Here is a 17,381-nt window from a genome sequence, read left to right on the forward strand (position 1 = left end):
AGGACGAAAAACTGCACGATGAACGTGCGGACGATGAGCAGATCAGGAGGCATGCAGACCTGCACACGCTAGAGAGCCTCTTTTCCTGAAGCAACCCGCGAGTTCCTGCGTTTGGATGGAACTCATGAAGTCGTTATTCATCCTCACCTTGCTTCTCCTCGGCACCTTAGCCCACGCAGCGGACAAGCCGAACATCATCTACATCCTGGCCGATGACATGGGCTACGGCGATGCCGGTTGCTTCGGTCAAAAGACACTCACCACCCCCAATCTCGACAAAATGGCCGCCGAGGGCATGAAGTTCACACGCCATTACGCCGGCTGCACCGTGTGCGCCCCTTCACGCTGCGTGCTGATGACCGGCCTGCACACCGGCCACTGCCGCGTGCGCGGCAATGGCGAAGGTCACATCCCTGACGAAGACCTCACCCTGCCCAAGCTGCTGAAGTCCGCAGGCTACCACACTGCCTGCATCGGCAAATATGGCCTCGGCAAGCCGCTGCCGCTGGATGATCCGCAGCGCAAAGGCTTCGATGAATTCTTCGGCTACACAGGCACCAGCCACGCGCACAACTTCTACACCAAGGCCATCATTCGAAACGGCAAGATCCTGGACCTGCCGAACACGGTGATCCCCGGTTCATTCAAGGATGCGCATGACTATTCTGACAGCGATCTCGTCGGTACCGGCGTGGCCCCGTTGGACGGCCGCAAAGCCTGGGTTCCGCAGCTTCTCGCCGACGATGTACAGCGCTACCTCGGCGAGCGCGCCAAAGCCAAAGTGCCATTCTTCCTCTACTACGCTTTCAACATTCCCCACGCCAACAACGAGGCCAGCAAGAACTCGCCACTAGGCCACGGTCTCGAATCCCCCGACTACGGCGAATTCAAAGACAAGGACTGGCCCGACGCCGAGAAGGGCTTTGCTCAGTTCATGCGCTTCCTCGACAACGAAGTCGGCAAGGTGTTATCACGGCTCAAGGAACTTGGCCTCGCAGAAAACACCCTCGTCATGTTCTCCAGCGACAACGGCCCCCATCAGGAAGGCGGCCATCAAAGCGACTTCTTCAACAGCAACGGCGATTTCAAAGGCATCAAACGCGACATGACCGACGGCGGCATCCGCGAGCCCTTCATCGCATGGTGGCCCGGCAAGGTGAAAGCAGGCGCAGTGAGCGAGCATGTCAGCGGCTTCCAGGATCTCCTGCCCACCGTGGCCGAACTCAGCGGCGCGAAGGTCACTGCCGAAACCGACGGCATCTCCTTCGCACCCACTCTTCTCGGCAAATCAGGCCAGCAGCAGCACTCGCACCTCTACTGGGCCTTCGATGAGCAGGGTGGCAAACTCGCCGTGCTGAAGTGGCCCTGGAAACTGATCCATCTCAACACCGGCGCTGCACCCAAGAACGCCAAAGCAAAGGCCAAGCCCAAACCCCTCGAAAAACTCCTCTACAATCTTGAAACGGACATCGGCGAAGAAAAGAATCTCGCCGCAGAAAAACCCGAGATCGTCGTAGAGCTGGAAAAGCTCATACAGTCTTCATGGCGCGCGCCGTAGCGCACCCCTCAGCATCCCACAGCCTCCCAGCACAAACAGCAGCGGAAACCAGATGGAATACAGCGCCGCACGCGAGCCATGCTGCAGCACCGCCTCATCCGGTGCAGCCGGATTCACAAAGCAGGTCTGACTCGATCCCGTCGGATACTGCTGCTGCTTCTGCACAGCGTCATCGAAATGCAGCGTCGGCGCGGCCTCCACCTGGCGAATACGCATGCTGCTGTGTTTCACACCCTTCACCTCATACTCGTAGCGCACCTCCACACGGTGCGCAGGATCTGAGTGCGGCGTCGGCCTCTCGCTCACGATGCGGGATGAGAGGATGCGGCATGGAACCTGCGACCACTGCCGCGTGATCTGCGCCTTCTCATATGACAACCACATCCGCCATGCAAAGAACGATCCTGCCACGATGAGGAACAAACCCATCGTGCAAAGCCACAAGCGGCCTGATTGAGATGCAAATTGATTCTGCGACATGCGTTAGGGAAGCAGGCTTTGACTACGCTTCACGCGTGTTCCATACAGAGATGTATTCATCTCGCAAATAATCCACATGTCTGAACCTGCTCCCATTTCGATACGTCCGCCACGCTGGCTGCTGAAGCCCGCCGTGGAGGGCGCTGCCGAGCTGGCGGCAGACATGGGGCTGTCTTCGCTCATGGCGCAGCTTCTCGTTCAGCGCGGCCTCACCTCCGTGGAACTCGCGCGGGATTTCCTCGTGCCAAAGCTCGCCACCCTCGGCGATCCCACCGTGCTGCCCGAAATGAATTTCGCCGTGGCTCGCATTCTGCGCGCGGTCGATGAAAAACAAAGCGTCGTGCTTTATGGCGACTACGATGTGGATGGCGTCACGTCGATGGCGCTGATGCATCTCATCTTGAAGGCCTATGGCCTCGAAACACATCTCTTCCTCCCCACGCGCATGGAAGAAGGCTACGGCCTCAGCCTCGATGGCATCGCCAAATGCTACGAGCAGTTCGGCAAACCGGATCTCTTCATCGCTCTCGACTGCGGCACCACCTCATTAAAAGAAGTCGCCAAACTGCGCGCCGATGGCGTGGACTGCGTCATCATCGACCATCACGAACTCTCTCCGCAGGGTCGCCCCGAATGCCTCGCGCTGGTGAACCCAAAGCTCGGCAAAGACTACCACTACTTCTGCACCGCCGGACTCGTGTTCAAAGTCTCGCACGCCCTGCTGAAGGCGCGCATGATCGCAAGTTACGATCTGAAGGAAACGCTCGACCTCGTGGCCCTCGGTACTGTGGCAGATCTCGTACCGCTCATCGATGAAAATCGCCTGCTGGTGCGGCGCGGTCTCGAAGCTCTGGCACAAACGACACGCCATGGCTTGAAAGCCTTGAAGCAAATCGCCGGTGTGGAAGGCCTCGTGCAGACCCATCACGTGGGCTTTCGCCTCGGTCCCCGCTTGAATGCCGCAGGCCGGCTCGACACCGCTGCGACTGCGCTGCAGCTTTTGCTAGCCACAGATTCAGTCAGAGGCGCCGCCCTCGCCGAACTGCTCGAAGCGCACAACAAAGATCGTCAAAACGTGGAGCAGCAGGTCCACATCGAGGCCGAGGCCATGCTCGCCAACATCGGCGAAATCGATAAAGTGTCCGCTATCGTGCTCGCCTCGCGCAACTGGCATCCGGGCGTGATCGGCATCGTCGCCTCACGCATCTCGCGCCTGTGCCACCGCCCGACGATTCTCGTGTCCATCAATGAAGATGGCATCGGCAAAGGCAGCGGACGCAGCATTCCCGGCTTTTCGCTCGTCGAAGCCATCGACATCTGCCGCGACCACCTGCTCGGCGGCGGTGGCCACGCCATGGCGGCCGGCATCTCCGTCCACGAAAACAAGATCGACTCCTTCCGTGCGGCGTTTCAGGTGGCAGCCCGCGAAGCCCTCAGCAAGGAAGCCATGACCGCCGTGCTGGAACTCGATGCCGAGGTCAAGCTGCGCGACCTGTCACTGAGCTTTTTCGAAAGCTACAAACTCCTGGAGCCCTTCGGCCAAAAAAATTCGGAGCCTTTGTTTCTCTGCCGCAATGTGAAGCCCAAGCTGCCGGGCCGCACGATGAAAGAAAAGCATCTGCGCATCATCCTCACGCAGGAAGGCGCCTCCATGGAGGCCCGCTGGTTCAATGCTCCCATTGGCCATCTCCCTCCCGCCCCGTGGGATGTCGCCATGCGCATCCAGCGCGGCTGGTTCCGCGGCACGGAGCAGTGGCAGCTCACGCTTGAGGCTGTGCGCACCGCTGAATCCGTTCAGCGTGGGTGAAACCGGTAATGCCCGGTGATCGGAAACTCAAACAGACGGCTCTCATGCTTGGGTCCTTGGCCGATATTGTGCACGATCCAAGGAGTCGCACTGCCATCCGCCGCCGGTACCACAATCGCAATGTGCGGCAGCCTTCCCGCAACCGTGCAGGTAATAAGATCCCCCGGCAGATAATCCTCCGCTTTCTGCGTCACCGACAGGGCCGCCCCACGCCGCTTGAAGAAGGTCTGCAAATTCGGCACACGCCGGTGATCGATGTTTTTGTCCGTTGATCTCAGCCCCCAGTCCTTCGGATACGCGGCAAACGCGCGCCGCATGTCCTCATGCACCAGCTTTTGCAGATCAATGCCCAGCGCGCGGTAGCTGCGGATGACTTCATCCGTGCACACCCCCGTATCAGCAGGCACATCGCCATTGGGATAATCCAGCACCACATAGGCAGGATCGTAGCGCACCGTGTGCTGCACCCGCTCCAGCGCCACCTTCACCAGCCGCTCCGCAAAGCTCGGCGCGCTTGTCTGCGCCCTGCATACCAGGACGCAGGCCAAAAACAGAAAGCTGCGACGAAAGAAGTTATTCATGCCCCACTTCGACACCGCCAATGAAAGTCCGTTGAACTTCCAGCCGCCGGTTGAGCACCAGTACATCCGCCAGCTTTCCCTTCTCCAAACTTCCACACGTTTTACCCATCCCCGTCCGCTCCGCCGGCGTCAGGCTCGCCATGCGCACCGCATCCGGCAGCGTGGCCGAGGTGCTCTTCTTCATATGCCGCACCATATGGTCCAGCCCCATCACTGAACTCGCCAGACCTTCTCCCGGCACAAATCCCACCCGTCCATCACTCTCAAAAAACGAGCCGTCATCCTCTGAGCCAAATCGGTAGCGCCCCGGCGGCATGTCCATGGCACGGTTGCTGTCAGTCACCAGGCACAGCCGCTGCGCGCCTTTCATGCGAAAGGCGAAATCCAGCAACTCGGGCGCGAGATGCATGCCATCAGCAATGACCTCCGTGCTCATTTCCGCCGTGGCGAGAACGAACTGCTCCATGCTCGCCTGCATCGGCGTGCCAAATCGTGTGCGCAGGGAAGCCACCGAACTCATCGCACACCAAAAATGATCCACATGCCGCATCCCCGCCTTGAAGGCCTTCGCCATCTCCGCCCAGTTGGCATTTGAATGCCCGCAGGTGATCAGGCAGCGCTTCTTGCGCGCCATCTGATAAAACGCCTCAGCCCCCGGAAGCTCCGCTGCACACGTGGCGATTCGCACCAGATCATCCCGAAACCAGCGCGCATACTCCTCCGCATCTGGCGCACGCCGCCCTTCACGCGAGTGGCACCCCACCTTGTCCGGCGCAAAATACGGACCATACAAATGCACCCCGGCAATGCGTGAGCCATGCCCCGGCTCCCAGCTTCGCTGCGCCTCTCGGCACGCCCCCAGCATGGCCATGATCTGCACCGGTGCCCCTGTCGTGGTCGTGGGAAAGATCGAGGTGGTGCCATGCCGCGCATGCGCCTTCAGGGCCGTGCGCACCGCCGGCACCGTGCCGTCCATGAAGTCAGCCCCGGCACCACCGTGCACATGAATGTCGATAAACCCGGGACTGATGTAGCCGCCTTTGGCGTCCATCACGACCGCGTTCTTCGGCGCAGCGATACCCTTGCCCACGGCCTTGATCCTGCCGCGTTCACACAGCACGGCTCCATCCTCGATCAATTTGTCCGGCAGGATGAGCGTGCCGTTTTGAATGAGCAGCGGCGGTGCAGGCGGCGTTTTCATAGCAGCGTGAGCGGATTGACGCGTGTCTTCAGCGGAAACGTCACCCGCTGACCATTCAGCCGCTGCGATTCAAAGATGGCGCTCACCATCTCAATCGTCTCACGCCCCTGCTTCGCATCGATCAGCGGTGCCCGGTTTTCCCGAATCGCGGCGATCAGATCCAGCCCCGCAGTTTCATGGCTGGCAACCTGAGCCCCAAGATTGGCGATCGGTTCCGGCTTGTTCACTCCACCGGTGGTGATGGGCTGCCACTGGCGCGGCTCCTTGATGGCCGGATTGAACGGACTGCCGAGACAAATGTGGGCCACCGGTTCCTTGTCGATGCGGAAATCAATGATGCCCTTCGTCCCAATGATCTGCAGGCCGAAACCCGCCTCTTTCGTGCCGGCATTTTGCACCGAATCAAAGAACATGGGCACACCATTCGCCAGCTCAAACCTCGCATGCACCTCGTTGCCCGCCAGCGCACCGATGCCTTCATCCCCCTCCTTCACATCCGCCTTCGTGATCGGCTTGCCATCCTGCAGCACCTCGGCGCTGCAAGCCTGGGGCGCTCCGCCGAAGTAGGTGCCGAGGTTGAAAAGATGCGTTCCCAGCACCCAGAGATCCAGCGAGCCACCTCGCGTATCCTCCTTGCCCCGCCCCCGCATTTCCAACACACGGCCGATCACACCGTCCTGGATCAGTTTCGCAATCACCGGCAGCACCGGATGGTACCGGTTGCGGTGCGCGATGGCAATCTTAGTCCCCGCCTTCTCTGCAGCGGCGATGATTTCGTCCGCTTCCGCCAGGCTGCGGCAAAAGGGTTTTTCAATGTAGATGCCACGCATCCCCGCCTGAATCGCCGCCAGCAGCATGTCGCGATGCTGGTCAACGTGACGCGGGCCGATGGCGACGATGTCCGGCTTCACCTCGGTGAGCATGGCGCGGTAGTCGGCATAGCCCTTTTCAACCGCCAGCTTCTTCAGCTCACCCTTGAGCCCCTTGTCGTCAGCATCAGCCACTGCCACGATTTCGACGGCGGGAATTTTGAGCCACAGCGTGTCCAGACCGTGACCGTAGTTGCCACGTCCGGTGTGACCGATGATGGCCACACGAAGTTTGGAGTCAGCAGCAAAGCTGGAAGCAGCGAAAACAGCAGGCAGGGAGGCGAGAAGATGGCGGCGGTTCATGCGAATTCATGAACGTTACCCGCATGTCCAAACACGCAATCAGATCCATTTTGAAGCATTTCACAGCCCCGCCGGGTCATACTTTGCGATTCTGAAGCCACCTTTTGAGTTTGTTTGTGGCAAATTGTGTCTATTCATCCCACCGCGTCCGCTCCCCAACCGCGCAGAGGACATTCCCAACCCCATGTCAGAGACCAATGTGCAAGCCGCTGGCGACTCCGTGCCGGAGTTGAAGCAGCGTATTCGCGAGCTGGCAGGCATGCTGCATGCCTGCCGCCTGCGCCTGCCCAACGCACCCGCAGAGGCGGTGCGCGAAATGGCGGAAAGCGAGGAGCGCTTTGCTCTTGCGGTGCGTGGCACCAATGACGGCATCTGGGACTGGGACATCCGCACCGGCAAAGTGTTCTTCGCACCGCCGTGGAAAGGCATGATCGGCTATGAGGACGACGAACTCGAAAACGTCTTCGCCACCTTCGAAAACCAGCTGCATCCCGAAGATCACGACCGCGTGATGGCCACCCTCAATGATTATCTGGCAGGCCGCATTCCGCGCTATTCCGTGGAGTTCCGCTTCCGCCACAAGGACGGCAGCTGGCGCTGGATCCTCGCCCGCGGCCGCGCCTTGCGTGATGAAAATGGCACCCCCTACCGCATGGCCGGATCACACACGGACGTGACTGAGCGCAAGCATGACGAGGAAGAGCTGCGTCAGGCACGTCGGGCCGCCGAGTCCGCCAACAGCGCCAAAAGCGCCTTTCTGGCGAACATGAGCCATGAAATCCGCACCCCGATGAATGGCGTCATTGGCATGAGCGAACTGCTGCTCGGCACGGATCTCAACGAAACCCAGCGCGAATACCTGGAAATGCTCAAGCTTTCCGCCGACTCCCTGCTGGAGCTTCTCAACGACATCCTCGACTTCTCCAAAATCGAGGCCGGCCGCATGGAGCTGGACGCCCACGAGTTTGATCTGAACGAGGTCGTCACCGAGATCTCGCAGGCCATGGGCATCCGCGCATTTCAAAAGCGCCTGGTATTCCTGCACCACATCAGCCCGGAAGTCCCGCTGCGTCTGATTGGCGATGACGGCCGCCTGCGGCAGATCCTGGTCAATCTGATCGGCAATGCCATCAAGTTCACCCACAAAGGCGGTGTCACCATCGAGGTCAGCTTGGAATCTCAGACTGCCGACATGGTCACGCTGCATTTCAAGATCAACGACACCGGTATCGGCATCGCCGCAGACATGCGGGAAAGCATCTTTGAGGCCTTCACCCAGGCGGAGCAATCCACCTCACGCCGCTACGGTGGCACCGGCCTCGGACTCGCCATCTGCCATGATCTCGTCGCTCTCATGCACGGCCGCATCTGGGTGGAGAGCCAGCCCGGCAGTGGCAGCACTTTCCACTTCACCGCCGCCTTTGGGCGGACCAGCGGCATTTCGATCAAGCCCAAGTCGCCACGATTCAAACCTGTGGTCACCGCCCATGCTTCCATGAAGGTGCTCATCGTCGAGGACGGCCACGTCAGCCAGCTCGTCGGGGCACGCATGCTGGAAAAACGCGGCCACGTCGTCACCCTTGCTTCCAGCGGCAGAGAAGCGATTGACCGCTGTGAAAAGGAGGCCTTCGACGCCATTTTGATGGATGTTCACATGCCCGGCATCAATGGCTACGAAGCCACCGCCAAAATCCGTCAGGCCGAGCAGGCCACCGGCAGGCATGTCCCCATCATCGCCATGACCGCCAATGCCATGAAAGGCGATCGCGAGCGCTGCCTTGCCGCAGGCATGGATGATTACATCGCCAAACCCCTGCGCTCCGCTGAGTTGTTCCAGGTCGTGGAACAGTTCTCTCCACGGCAGGCCATACCGCAGCACGCCCCGGCATCACCCCTCCCCGCAGCACCCGCACCGCACCCGCAGATCGAGACACCTCCCTTCGACCTTGCCGAGTTTCGCGAGTCCACCGGCGATGAAAAACTCATGCGCAAGCTCGTGGCCATCTTCTCTGAAGATGCGCAAAAATACCTGCGCAAAGCTGAAAAGGCACTCACGGCTGGCAAAGCCACTCAAGTCTATGAGGCCGCGCACTCGCTCAAGGGCATGCTTGGCGTTTATGCCGCCAAAAAGGCGCTCACAATCTCCTCCGAACTCTGCGAATACGCCCACGCCGGAGATTTGAAGGGCGCTCAGCTCATGCTGGATCAGTTGAAAAAGGAATGCGCCCTTCTCGGCGAGGCCCTGCTGGCGGCCTTCGAGCCCGGCATTTGAATCAGCGATACTCCGTCATGCCATCGTAGCCGTGCACCAGGTGAATCGGATGCCCGACCTCCTTCAATATCTGGCGCGTCAGATTCAGCTTTGCCTGCAGCGCAGCATCATCGTGGTCCGGATCGTGATGCACCACGACCCACTTTTTAGCCCCCACCAGTTTGGTCAGCGCACAGGCCGTGGCCAGATTGGAATGCCCCCAGCCGATCCGTTTCGGATAGTCCGTCGGCAGGTACTGCGCCTCATGCACCAGAAGATCCACTCCATCGAGGAAGGCAAGCATCGGCTCATAGGGCACCACCAGATTTGAATCGCGCGTCAGCAGGACGGGGGAACCCGTGTAGCCCTGAAGAAACTCATTGTCGGGCACAAACGCCACGCTCCAGCCATCATGCGTCACTTTGAAACCCACCGTCGCCCCCGGATGCTGCGTGAATTCACGCGTCACCGTCACGTCACCGATTTTCACCGGCGCATCGTCGAGAAACACAAAGTTGATTTTAGCCCGCAGATCTTCGCGCTGAATCGGAAAATAATCGCGGTCCATCTGGCCGCAGAGCAGTGACTCGATGTTTTTGCCAAAACCACGCTCGCCGTAAACGGTGATTTCAAATCCCGGCACGTAGATCGGCGTGAAAAACGGGAAACCTTGGATGTGATCCCAGTGCGTATGCGTGATAAACAGGTGAATGTGGCACGGCCCGCCAGCCAGGAACGACTGCCCCGCATCCCGCAGTCCGGAGCCCGCATCAAACAGGATGCGCTCCTTCCCGGTGTTGTATTCAAAGCACGTGGTGTTGCCACCATGCTGCGCATAGCGCGCTCCGCAGACGGGGATCGAACCCCGCGTGCCCCAGAGCTTCACATGCGGCCGCTTGGTGTCCAGCACCGGCGCATACTGCTCCGCAGACACAGGCAGATGATCACGGTGCGTGATCCCCTTCGTCGTCGCGGCTTCATGAAAATACTGCCTCAGCTTCTCCAGCAGCAGCTCGGGATCGAATGGCTTGATGAGCACATCCACCGGCCCGGTCTGCTGGATGTGTTTGAGTTCGGTCGAGTAATCCTTCGCCGTGCAGACAATCACCGGCATGTGCTGCGTGGACTGCTGCGCCCGCAGATGCCGCAGCACCTCCAGCCCGTTCATTTTTGGCATGATCAGGTCCAGCACCAGCAGGTCCGGCTTGAATGCCTCCATCTGCTCCAGGCACTCCTCCCCGTCCTCGGCCACGCACACCTCATAGCCATGCGTTTCAAGTGCATGCGACAGCCGCATGGAAAGCGCACGCACATCTTCTGCGAGCAGGATTTTTTTGGGTGGGGTTGGGGTCGCCATATCTTGCCTCTATCTCTAAATACGCGCAGGAGCATTGGTCGGGCTGGCGGGATTCGAACCCACGATTCGGACCACGGACCTGCACGCACATCAACAAACAGCCGAAACCCATGATATTCAAGGGAAAGACGCCACTGGACTTCCTCAAATAAGGCGGAATATTAAAGCTGTTGTTCGGAGTCTCGTTCGGAGTTTTTATGGCAAGTATTTGGAAGGATCCTCGCACTCGTTATTGGGTGGCATGCTTCACAGATCGTAATGGCAGACGTGTCAAACGATCCACTGGGGAAACCCTGCCTAAAAAGGCACAAAAAATCGCCGACGAGTATGAAAAGGTCGCTCGGACAAAACAGACCGTCAGAACAGTTCGTTCCACCATCAGCTCACTCGCCCAGGAGATCTGGGGCGTAGCGGTAATCACTCAATCTCTGCGAGAGCATATTCATACATGGCTGGAGGAGAAGCGTTCAGACGCTGCTGCAAGCACCATTGAGTTCTATGAAAAATCTGCCGCGAAGTTTCTGGGCTTCCTCGGGCCTGCTGCTGATGAACCCATTGATCATTTGGAAAAGGAGCATGTCAGAAAGTTCAAGGCGGAGATCTCCAAGACATTGGCGCCAAAAACAGTCAACCACCATCTGAAGCTCCTCAGAATGGTTTTCAAAGCAGCACGACGTGACGGTCTTATTGACGACGACCCTTCAGAATTCGTGGACACGATTAAGCGCGAAAAAAGGTCTGTCAGGCGGGCTTTTACGGTCGAAGAAATCGGTAGGGTGCTGAAATGCTGCGAGGGCGAGTGGAGGAGCATTGTCATTTGCGGGCTATACACAGGGCAGCGACTGGCAGATTTGGCATGCCTACGTTGGTCGAATATTGATATGGACAAGAAAGAGGTCTCTCTGATTACACGAAAAACAGACCGCAAGCTGACCATCCCAATAGCACCAGCATTCATGAGTCATCTGAAAACTCTGCCTGTTGCAGCGGACAGAAACACGCCCGTTCATCCACAAGCAGCCGCAGTGGTCGGCAAGCAAGGGCGCGTAGGAACACTCTCAAATCAGTTCTCCGCCATCCTTGTCAAAGCAGGGTTCCGAGATGCGTCCTCCTTGAAAAAGCAGGGGACAGGTAAGGGTAGGCAAGCCAAACGTGAGCTCAATGAGCTTTCCTTTCACAGCCTCCGGCATACTGCGGTGACTCTGCTGAAAGAAGCCGGCATCCCAGCAGCGGTCGTTATGGAAATGATCGGCCATGACTCCGAACAGATGAGTGAGCATTACACTCATGTCGGCACTGATGCACTGAAGAAGGCTGCTGAATCCTTGCCGGATGTGACCAAATGAGCACGAAGAGAGACAAAATCGCAGTCGTTGTAACCGGCCCTGAAACCAAGGACGCCACCATGCGAGCATTTGAGCTTCAAAAGCAGAATGTATGGGTAGCCGAATTTAAAAAGCATTTCGTATTCGCGATGCCGAGGGATTACGGTGCCCAGAAGGGTCGCGAGGGTATTCCGGAGATGGAATTCGAGAATAGCGAATTGTGGGACAAAGGACCTACCGGAAAATTTACCTGGCAGGAGGCATCAGTGATCGCAAACGTTTCCCTCTCAAGATGGTTTGTTTTTGTTTCAAAAATATCGAAAAAAGGCGGCATACCAAAGGTCGGTTACTGCTACGACCTTAGAGACTGGTCTGCTGTTAAGCGATACGATCCCAAGACACCAGAAAGTGCCTTTGACTATCCTCAATATTTCGGTTTTGACGTCTGCCGCGCTCTACGAATCACCATTAACGAGCAGAAACGAGATTTTTCTATTTGCCCAGTTGTGATGAGCATGTCGTTCCTCGCCTCGCATGACTGTCACATGGTCCGCGTTGGAACATGGCAGCGACGCTTATGGGATGATTCTGCTGGACTCATTCCCGACTCAGAAACCATACCTTTCTCAAAATTTAATCGTTTCGATCAAGAGACGAAGGAGTATCCAAATCTCGGCGGCAAAATTAAAATGGTCGATCGTCTGCGATTTCTCAGATGCCATCTCTTCCAACACTGGGAGAATAATGACATTGAATTGAAGAATCGCAGTCACCACATCTCCCTCATCACAGGACAAACAGCCTCTACAACGGGCAATTTCAGGAACGAACTTGGAGATGCAGGTTGCAAGAATCCCTCGCCATCAATTGCGAAGCGAATGTTTGACAGCCTCCGAATCGAAGCGCGCCAGTTCTTGGCAACGACCGACTCAGATGAAGTGGCTAAATGGAAAGCCCAGTCGTTGCTCGCAGCCTCGTCTAACGACCATCTATTCAATTTGCTGTCGGTTGTTTACCCGGAAGAATTTGGCAAGATCCTCGCTTCTGGTTGATCAGAATTCACACCTTTGTCATTTGTCTAGATCCAATAGTCTAGAAACAGCCATGGGAATCTAGACTTCTCATCATCGCTCCTTGTCAAAGGCGGTATATTTGATTGGCGCATGAGCACAAAAAGCCATCTCGCCTCCATCCAGCACGCTCAGACTCCCTCAGCCGTCACACCAGATGTTCCGGACGACTTGGACGACCTTGAGCAGAAAAACGATTCCACACTGAGCACTCCTCCTGACCCGTTTGAGGAAGAGTTCGGCCACCTTATCACCGTTGACGGCGACAAGGTTAAACTCAATCAGCCTGCCATCGCCGCAAAATTCGCGAGGGACATGAACGTCCGGTATTCGGAGGATAACAGCCAATTCCATGCGTTCGACAGCGATGAAGGCTTCTGGAAGAAAATAGCGCGCAAGGTGGCCATGTGGATGGTGACTGCTTTCCTGAAGACCTTGGCCGACACGATGAAAGTGCCTGAGTTGCTGCTCAAACGCACACCAGCTTTGATGAACGGCATTCTGCAGTTCGTTGAGGGTCATGCTCTAATGGGGGCACCGCCTCCGCCATCAGCCAAGCTGGTGCCTGTGGCGAATGGCGTCCTTGATTTGTCGGGTCCCAAACCGGCCCTCAGGGAGTATCGAATGGAGGACTTTTTCAAGGGGAAACACACGCATCCCTATGTTCCTGGAGCAAAGTGCGAACGCTTCCTCAACGAACTGCTTCGCCCTGCGTTGCCTGACCCCGCTGATGTGAAGTTCCTCCAACGCGACTTTGGGCGTCAACTCGTGGACGGCAACGATGCCCAAACCATCACCTTGTTGGTGGGTCAGCCTGGTTCGGGAAAAACGATCCTGATGTCGAGCATGGAAAAAATGCTCATACCTGAAAGATTTGGCTACCTGCGGCCTGACCAGCTCACTGGTCGCTTTGAAACCTATTCATTGCGTGGCAAATCCATTCTGGTTGGCAAGGATGTGAAGACTGACTACCTGGACAATGATGGAGCCCCGATGCTCAAATCCTTGACAGGGGCGGATCGCATCGAGTCGGAGAAAAAATATGGCGGTAAATTTTCGATGCGTGGCGAGTTCTACGTCACCATCACCGCCAACAGCAAGCCCCTGATCAAAATCCAGGGCGATGCAAAAGCCTGGCGACGTCGGGTAAGGTACATTGATTTCAGCCGAGAAATCCCTGCTCACATCATTCCGAAATTCGACGAGGTTCTGATACGGGAAGAAGGTGTTGGGATCCTCTCGTGGCTTGTGGACGGTTACATGGCGCACCAAGAGGAGTTGCGTGAACACGGCACACTGACACTCACGGAGGCTCATCAAAAGCGTGTGGACGACTGGCTCATGGAGTCTGAGGGCGTGAATGCCTTTGTGAGGGCGCACATTGTCAAAAAACCGGGCAATGTTACTGTGCAGGAGATCTGGCAGGCATACACGAAGTTTGCCAGTGCAAGAGGGTGGCACATTCCTTCGCAGCAGAAGTTCTTCACCAAGCTGCCCGAGGTGATGCTGGAGCTGTTTGGTGTCGAACGGGACAACCACATCACCCGCGATAAAGCAGCTGTGCGTGGTTTCAACGGGGTCAAATTCATTGGGGAGGATGAAGTCGCATGAGCTCGCCAGCACCTGCAAAAAAGAGTCAACCCAAGAAGATGGCATTGGCAAAAGAGGAGTGGGACTTCACGGCCTGCCCGCCAGAGCAGCTTAAGTGGTGCGATGTTTACGAACACATGCGCCACGACACAGGCTTTCTTCCAGAGGTGGATTATCTGCGTTCGAACGGGCGTTGGAGCGCGACAGCTTTTCAAAGGTTTTGGAGTGCGGAGCATGCGGAGATTGCCAAGGCCTTCTTTACCCTTTTTCCAGAGTTTCCAGCCAAGCCATTTCTTCGCATCGACCAGGCTTCGAGGATCGAGAGGTGCGAGCAAATGGATGAGCACCGCAAACAAGCGTTCTTCAACAAAACTATCACGACCTACTGAACCCATGATTTCTTATAAAGCACGTTTTCCGATCAATACTCCAAAGGAAGAGCTGATTGCGTTCCTCATGAAAGATCTTCCGCTTTCAGAGAGCCGCGGCCAAACGACTCCGCAGAACCGATTGAAGAAGCTCGGCGCTCTTCGTTTGCTGGCGGCAGCAGACAACTGGGAGCGCGCACGAGATCATGCAGCCAAGCACAAAACGGTGAACGGCATTGCACCCCTGTATCAGAACACCGAGCAGTGGAGCAGGGCGAAAAGTGACGCTGAAGCTGCGGTTGGAAGCGCTTTGAGCAGGCTGGCGTAGTCACTGTGTTGACGCGAAAAATCCAGTTTTTGACGTCAATGAATCGAGTGCGGTGGGCGGCTATGCATCGTCGCATATGAGCGACCCTTCTCACAACAGCAAAGAACAAGCCAATGCGCAAAGCCCATTCAGACCCGAATGGTGCCAATTACCAAAAAGTGGCCAGCGATGCCCTATCAGCGGACTCAGCAGATCAGCCATCAATTCGTTGATTTTGCCGACCAAGGCTAACGGCTTTCGACCCCCGGTCAAAAGCAGGTCAATTCGCAGCCACAAGTATTCAACCAGGGGCGTGAGGTTGGTTAGCGTAAATCACCTTCTCGAATACATCGAGGCGCAACCCTCAGGCATCCAGAGCGACGAGCCCCATTCTTAACCCTTTCTGACCGGTTGGGGGTCGAGTGATCCCTGTCGGTCGAAACAACGCCTGCTAGGCAGGCAACCAAACCACAAACTCGGAATAATAAATACCATGGCTAAAGCCACAACACCCCCAGTCATCGACGTTGAAGATGACGAAGACGAGAAAGCTGCGCTTAACGCGCGAATCAAACTGAACCAGGCTATTGCCACAAACCTTATCGAGGTTCTCAAGCGCCTCCGGCGACTTGAGACACTTGGAGGAGAGCAGGACTACAGCTTTACCATCATGGAGGCGCTCAAAGCCTTTGGTGGCGCGATCAATCTGACGTTCCTCGGTTCGGTTCTGCCTGATCACGCTCTGCTCTCTGCTGCGCGCAAGCTGCTTAGCGAGAAGGGCCTGATCATCGAGGTCCAGGAAAAGAATCGCAAGATCCTCAAACTGGTCGGCGAGGCTGAATAAACAGAACCACACGGGGCCGCTCATGGATGCAATCAAGCTGAAGTGAGCGGTCACTCTTATAACCATTCATTTATGGAAAACGAACAACATCCAGATCCGGATATCGCCCGGAAGCACGCAATTCATCGTAGTTGTGTGGTCGCGGTTAAAGCGGGTGTCGGACGCGAGCTATACATCGCCGATACCATTCGCATTATGAACGCGATTTACGCTCAGCCCGTCACTCCAGAGGAACTTGGAACACTGTGGGACGGATATTCTCAGGCGGCCAAAGAGAACCGAATAGACGAGGATCTAGAGCACAACCTTCAAATGGAGATTCTGGCCACGGGAGAAGCAAGGGCCTGGCAAAGATTTTTGAACGATATCGGTCCGTTGTTAGAAGTTTCACCGGTCAACGCCTTTGCCATTGAACCTCTGGAGTATCTTCGCCTAGTAGTGCCTAACGATCATCGAGTGCTTTTGAGCTCTCCGATGCTAGGACAAAAGGCGGTCTGGCAGAATGACACCCTGGCGATCAGCAACCCGGCAGCGGACCGCTATTGGCCGCTCTGTGTGAACTATGGGGTCGATGACGACAGATCGACGCTCGAACGCACTCATAACGCCGTGGTGGCTTGGAATGCGGCAACCACACTCATGTCTGCTGATCACGCAGGCGCTCTTGCACAAGGCATCACCAGCCGCTTATTGCCAGTGCGTGATGTCGTTGCCCTGAGCGTCGAGTCCCTTTGCGTCACGTTTAAAGTTCACGCGGAAAGCAGAGATGTCTGGCTGGCTGAGTGCCGGCAATTGCGGACCCGACTCGCAGACTTCGGTATCATCGTGCCACCCTTCCGTTACGATGGGTTAGGTTATCTGCCGCAGGATGACTTTGGGCGTATCGTCGTTTTCTTGGATCCCTGAAGTGGTATTCTGGATGCGCATGGCGACTTATAGATTCTATAACTCCAAGCTTGACAAATGCAAATTGTATGCAATAATGAGTTATCGAAATGAATCAGGCGGCGTTCGGACAACTTTTATCAGACTTGCGGGAGCAGGCTCGGCTTACAAACCGGGAGCTGGCAATTATGGCAAAGGTCCCACATTCGCTCATAGCAGGTCTTCAAAGTGGCAGCAGGAGGGTCGGCGAATATCAGGCCCGCAAAATCGGCAAAGCCTTAGAGCTAGAAGATGGAGCGCTGGATTCATTTGTCCTTAACGCAATCAACACCTGCACAGATAAGGTTTTGGAGGAGGCCAAGGGGTATCCAGCCTCATTCCTTAACATGATCGCCAGACAGCTTCGTTTGGCGGGCATACTTCCCAAAGATCTCAGCAAGTTTCAAATCAAAGGTGACCGCAATGAGCATGTTCTGAAGCTTTATCTTCAGAATGGCAAGTGCGCACAATTATCATCCATCCTTACAATTGCTTAACCTGCTTTTTTTGACCTCTAATGGTCTATCAACACAACCCAACCTTATG

General features: G+C 56.6%; 16 protein-coding genes. 11 read left to right on the forward strand and 5 right to left on the reverse strand.

Features of this window, described 5'->3' with window-relative positions; all coding sequences use genetic code 11:
* Positions 1-124: 124 nt before the first annotated feature.
* Positions 125-1,558 carry an arylsulfatase gene (locus ACIREA_RS01940; protein ID WP_397380002.1) on the forward strand — a complete coding sequence of 478 codons (1,434 nt, stop codon included), beginning with the start codon at positions 125-127 and terminating at the stop codon, positions 1,556-1,558.
* Here ACIREA_RS01940 and ACIREA_RS01945 read toward each other — a convergent pair.
* A complete protein-coding gene (locus ACIREA_RS01945; RefSeq protein ID WP_397380004.1) occupies positions 1,541-1,987 on the reverse strand; it encodes a DUF3592 domain-containing protein in 447 nt (148 codons plus the stop codon). The genes ACIREA_RS01940 and ACIREA_RS01945 overlap by 18 nt on opposite strands.
* Positions 1,988-2,114: 127 nt before the next feature.
* On the opposite strand from ACIREA_RS01945, the gene recJ reads away from it, so the two are divergent.
* On the forward strand, positions 2,115-3,845 hold the full coding sequence (gene recJ, locus ACIREA_RS01950; protein ID WP_397380006.1) for a single-stranded-DNA-specific exonuclease RecJ: 1,731 nt from the start codon (positions 2,115-2,117) through the stop codon (positions 3,843-3,845).
* On the opposite strand, the gene ACIREA_RS01955 is transcribed toward recJ, so the two are convergent.
* From ACIREA_RS01955 to ACIREA_RS01965, 3 genes are read right to left on the reverse strand one after another with little or no spacing between them, the layout of a single operon-like run.
* On the reverse strand, positions 3,833-4,426 hold the full coding sequence (locus tag ACIREA_RS01955) for a DUF1287 domain-containing protein (protein WP_397380008.1): 594 nt from the start codon (positions 4,424-4,426) through the stop codon (positions 3,833-3,835). The two genes, recJ and ACIREA_RS01955, sit on opposite strands and share 13 nt — an antisense overlap.
* Entirely contained in the window at positions 4,419-5,627 is a 1,209-nt protein-coding gene (locus ACIREA_RS01960; RefSeq protein ID WP_397380010.1) for an N-acetylglucosamine-6-phosphate deacetylase, read from the reverse strand. The genes ACIREA_RS01955 and ACIREA_RS01960 overlap by 8 nt, the downstream gene beginning before the upstream one ends.
* Positions 5,624-6,799, reverse strand: coding sequence for a Gfo/Idh/MocA family protein (locus ACIREA_RS01965; protein WP_397380012.1), 1,176 nt, complete (start codon positions 6,797-6,799; stop codon positions 5,624-5,626). Before ACIREA_RS01965 ends, ACIREA_RS01960 begins: the two co-directional genes overlap by 4 nt.
* 184 nt (positions 6,800-6,983) lie before the next feature.
* On the opposite strand from ACIREA_RS01965, the gene ACIREA_RS01970 reads away from it, so the two are divergent.
* Positions 6,984-9,071 carry an ATP-binding protein gene (locus ACIREA_RS01970; protein WP_397380014.1) on the forward strand — a complete coding sequence of 696 codons (2,088 nt, stop codon included), beginning with the start codon at positions 6,984-6,986 and terminating at the stop codon, positions 9,069-9,071.
* Position 9,072: 1 nt separating this feature from the next.
* On the opposite strand, the gene ACIREA_RS01975 is transcribed toward ACIREA_RS01970, so the two are convergent.
* Entirely contained in the window at positions 9,073-10,407 is a 1,335-nt protein-coding gene (locus ACIREA_RS01975) for a response regulator (RefSeq protein WP_397380016.1), read from the reverse strand.
* Between the two features lie 197 nt (positions 10,408-10,604).
* Here ACIREA_RS01975 and ACIREA_RS01980 point away from each other — a divergent pair, with 197 nt between their 5' ends.
* The 8 genes from ACIREA_RS01980 to ACIREA_RS02015 all read left to right on the forward strand — a co-directional run bounded on the left by ACIREA_RS01980 (position 10,605) and on the right by ACIREA_RS02015 (position 17,332).
* Positions 10,605-11,753, forward strand: coding sequence for a tyrosine-type recombinase/integrase (locus ACIREA_RS01980; protein WP_397380018.1), 1,149 nt, complete (start codon positions 10,605-10,607; stop codon positions 11,751-11,753).
* Complete coding sequence (locus ACIREA_RS01985) at positions 11,750-12,784, forward strand: hypothetical protein (protein ID WP_397380020.1); 1,035 nt, start codon at positions 11,750-11,752, stop codon at positions 12,782-12,784. Before ACIREA_RS01980 ends, ACIREA_RS01985 begins: the two co-directional genes overlap by 4 nt.
* A 189-nt stretch (positions 12,785-12,973) precedes the next feature.
* Positions 12,974-14,413, forward strand: a complete 1,440-nt coding sequence (locus tag ACIREA_RS01990; protein WP_397380022.1) for a phage/plasmid primase, P4 family — start codon at positions 12,974-12,976, stop codon at positions 14,411-14,413.
* Entirely contained in the window at positions 14,410-14,781 is a 372-nt protein-coding gene (locus ACIREA_RS01995; protein ID WP_397380024.1) for a hypothetical protein, read from the forward strand. Before ACIREA_RS01990 ends, ACIREA_RS01995 begins: the two co-directional genes overlap by 4 nt.
* Positions 14,732-15,088, forward strand: a complete 357-nt coding sequence (locus ACIREA_RS02000) for a hypothetical protein (RefSeq protein WP_397380026.1) — start codon at positions 14,732-14,734, stop codon at positions 15,086-15,088. Before ACIREA_RS01995 ends, ACIREA_RS02000 begins: the two co-directional genes overlap by 50 nt.
* Positions 15,089-15,560: 472 nt before the next feature.
* Positions 15,561-15,911, forward strand: coding sequence for a hypothetical protein (locus ACIREA_RS02005; protein WP_397380028.1), 351 nt, complete (start codon positions 15,561-15,563; stop codon positions 15,909-15,911).
* Between the two features lie 72 nt (positions 15,912-15,983).
* The gene (locus ACIREA_RS02010; protein WP_397380030.1) at positions 15,984-16,817 is read left to right on the forward strand and encodes a hypothetical protein; all 834 of its coding nucleotides are present in this window, start codon (positions 15,984-15,986) and stop codon (positions 16,815-16,817) included.
* A gap of 89 nt (positions 16,818-16,906) precedes the next feature.
* A complete protein-coding gene (locus tag ACIREA_RS02015; protein WP_397380032.1) occupies positions 16,907-17,332 on the forward strand; it encodes a multiprotein-bridging factor 1 family protein in 426 nt (141 codons plus the stop codon).
* The last annotated feature ends 49 nt before the right edge of the window (positions 17,333-17,381 follow it).

Source organism: Prosthecobacter sp. (assembly GCF_044373815.1).
GTDB lineage: Bacteria > Verrucomicrobiota > Verrucomicrobiia > Verrucomicrobiales > Verrucomicrobiaceae > Prosthecobacter.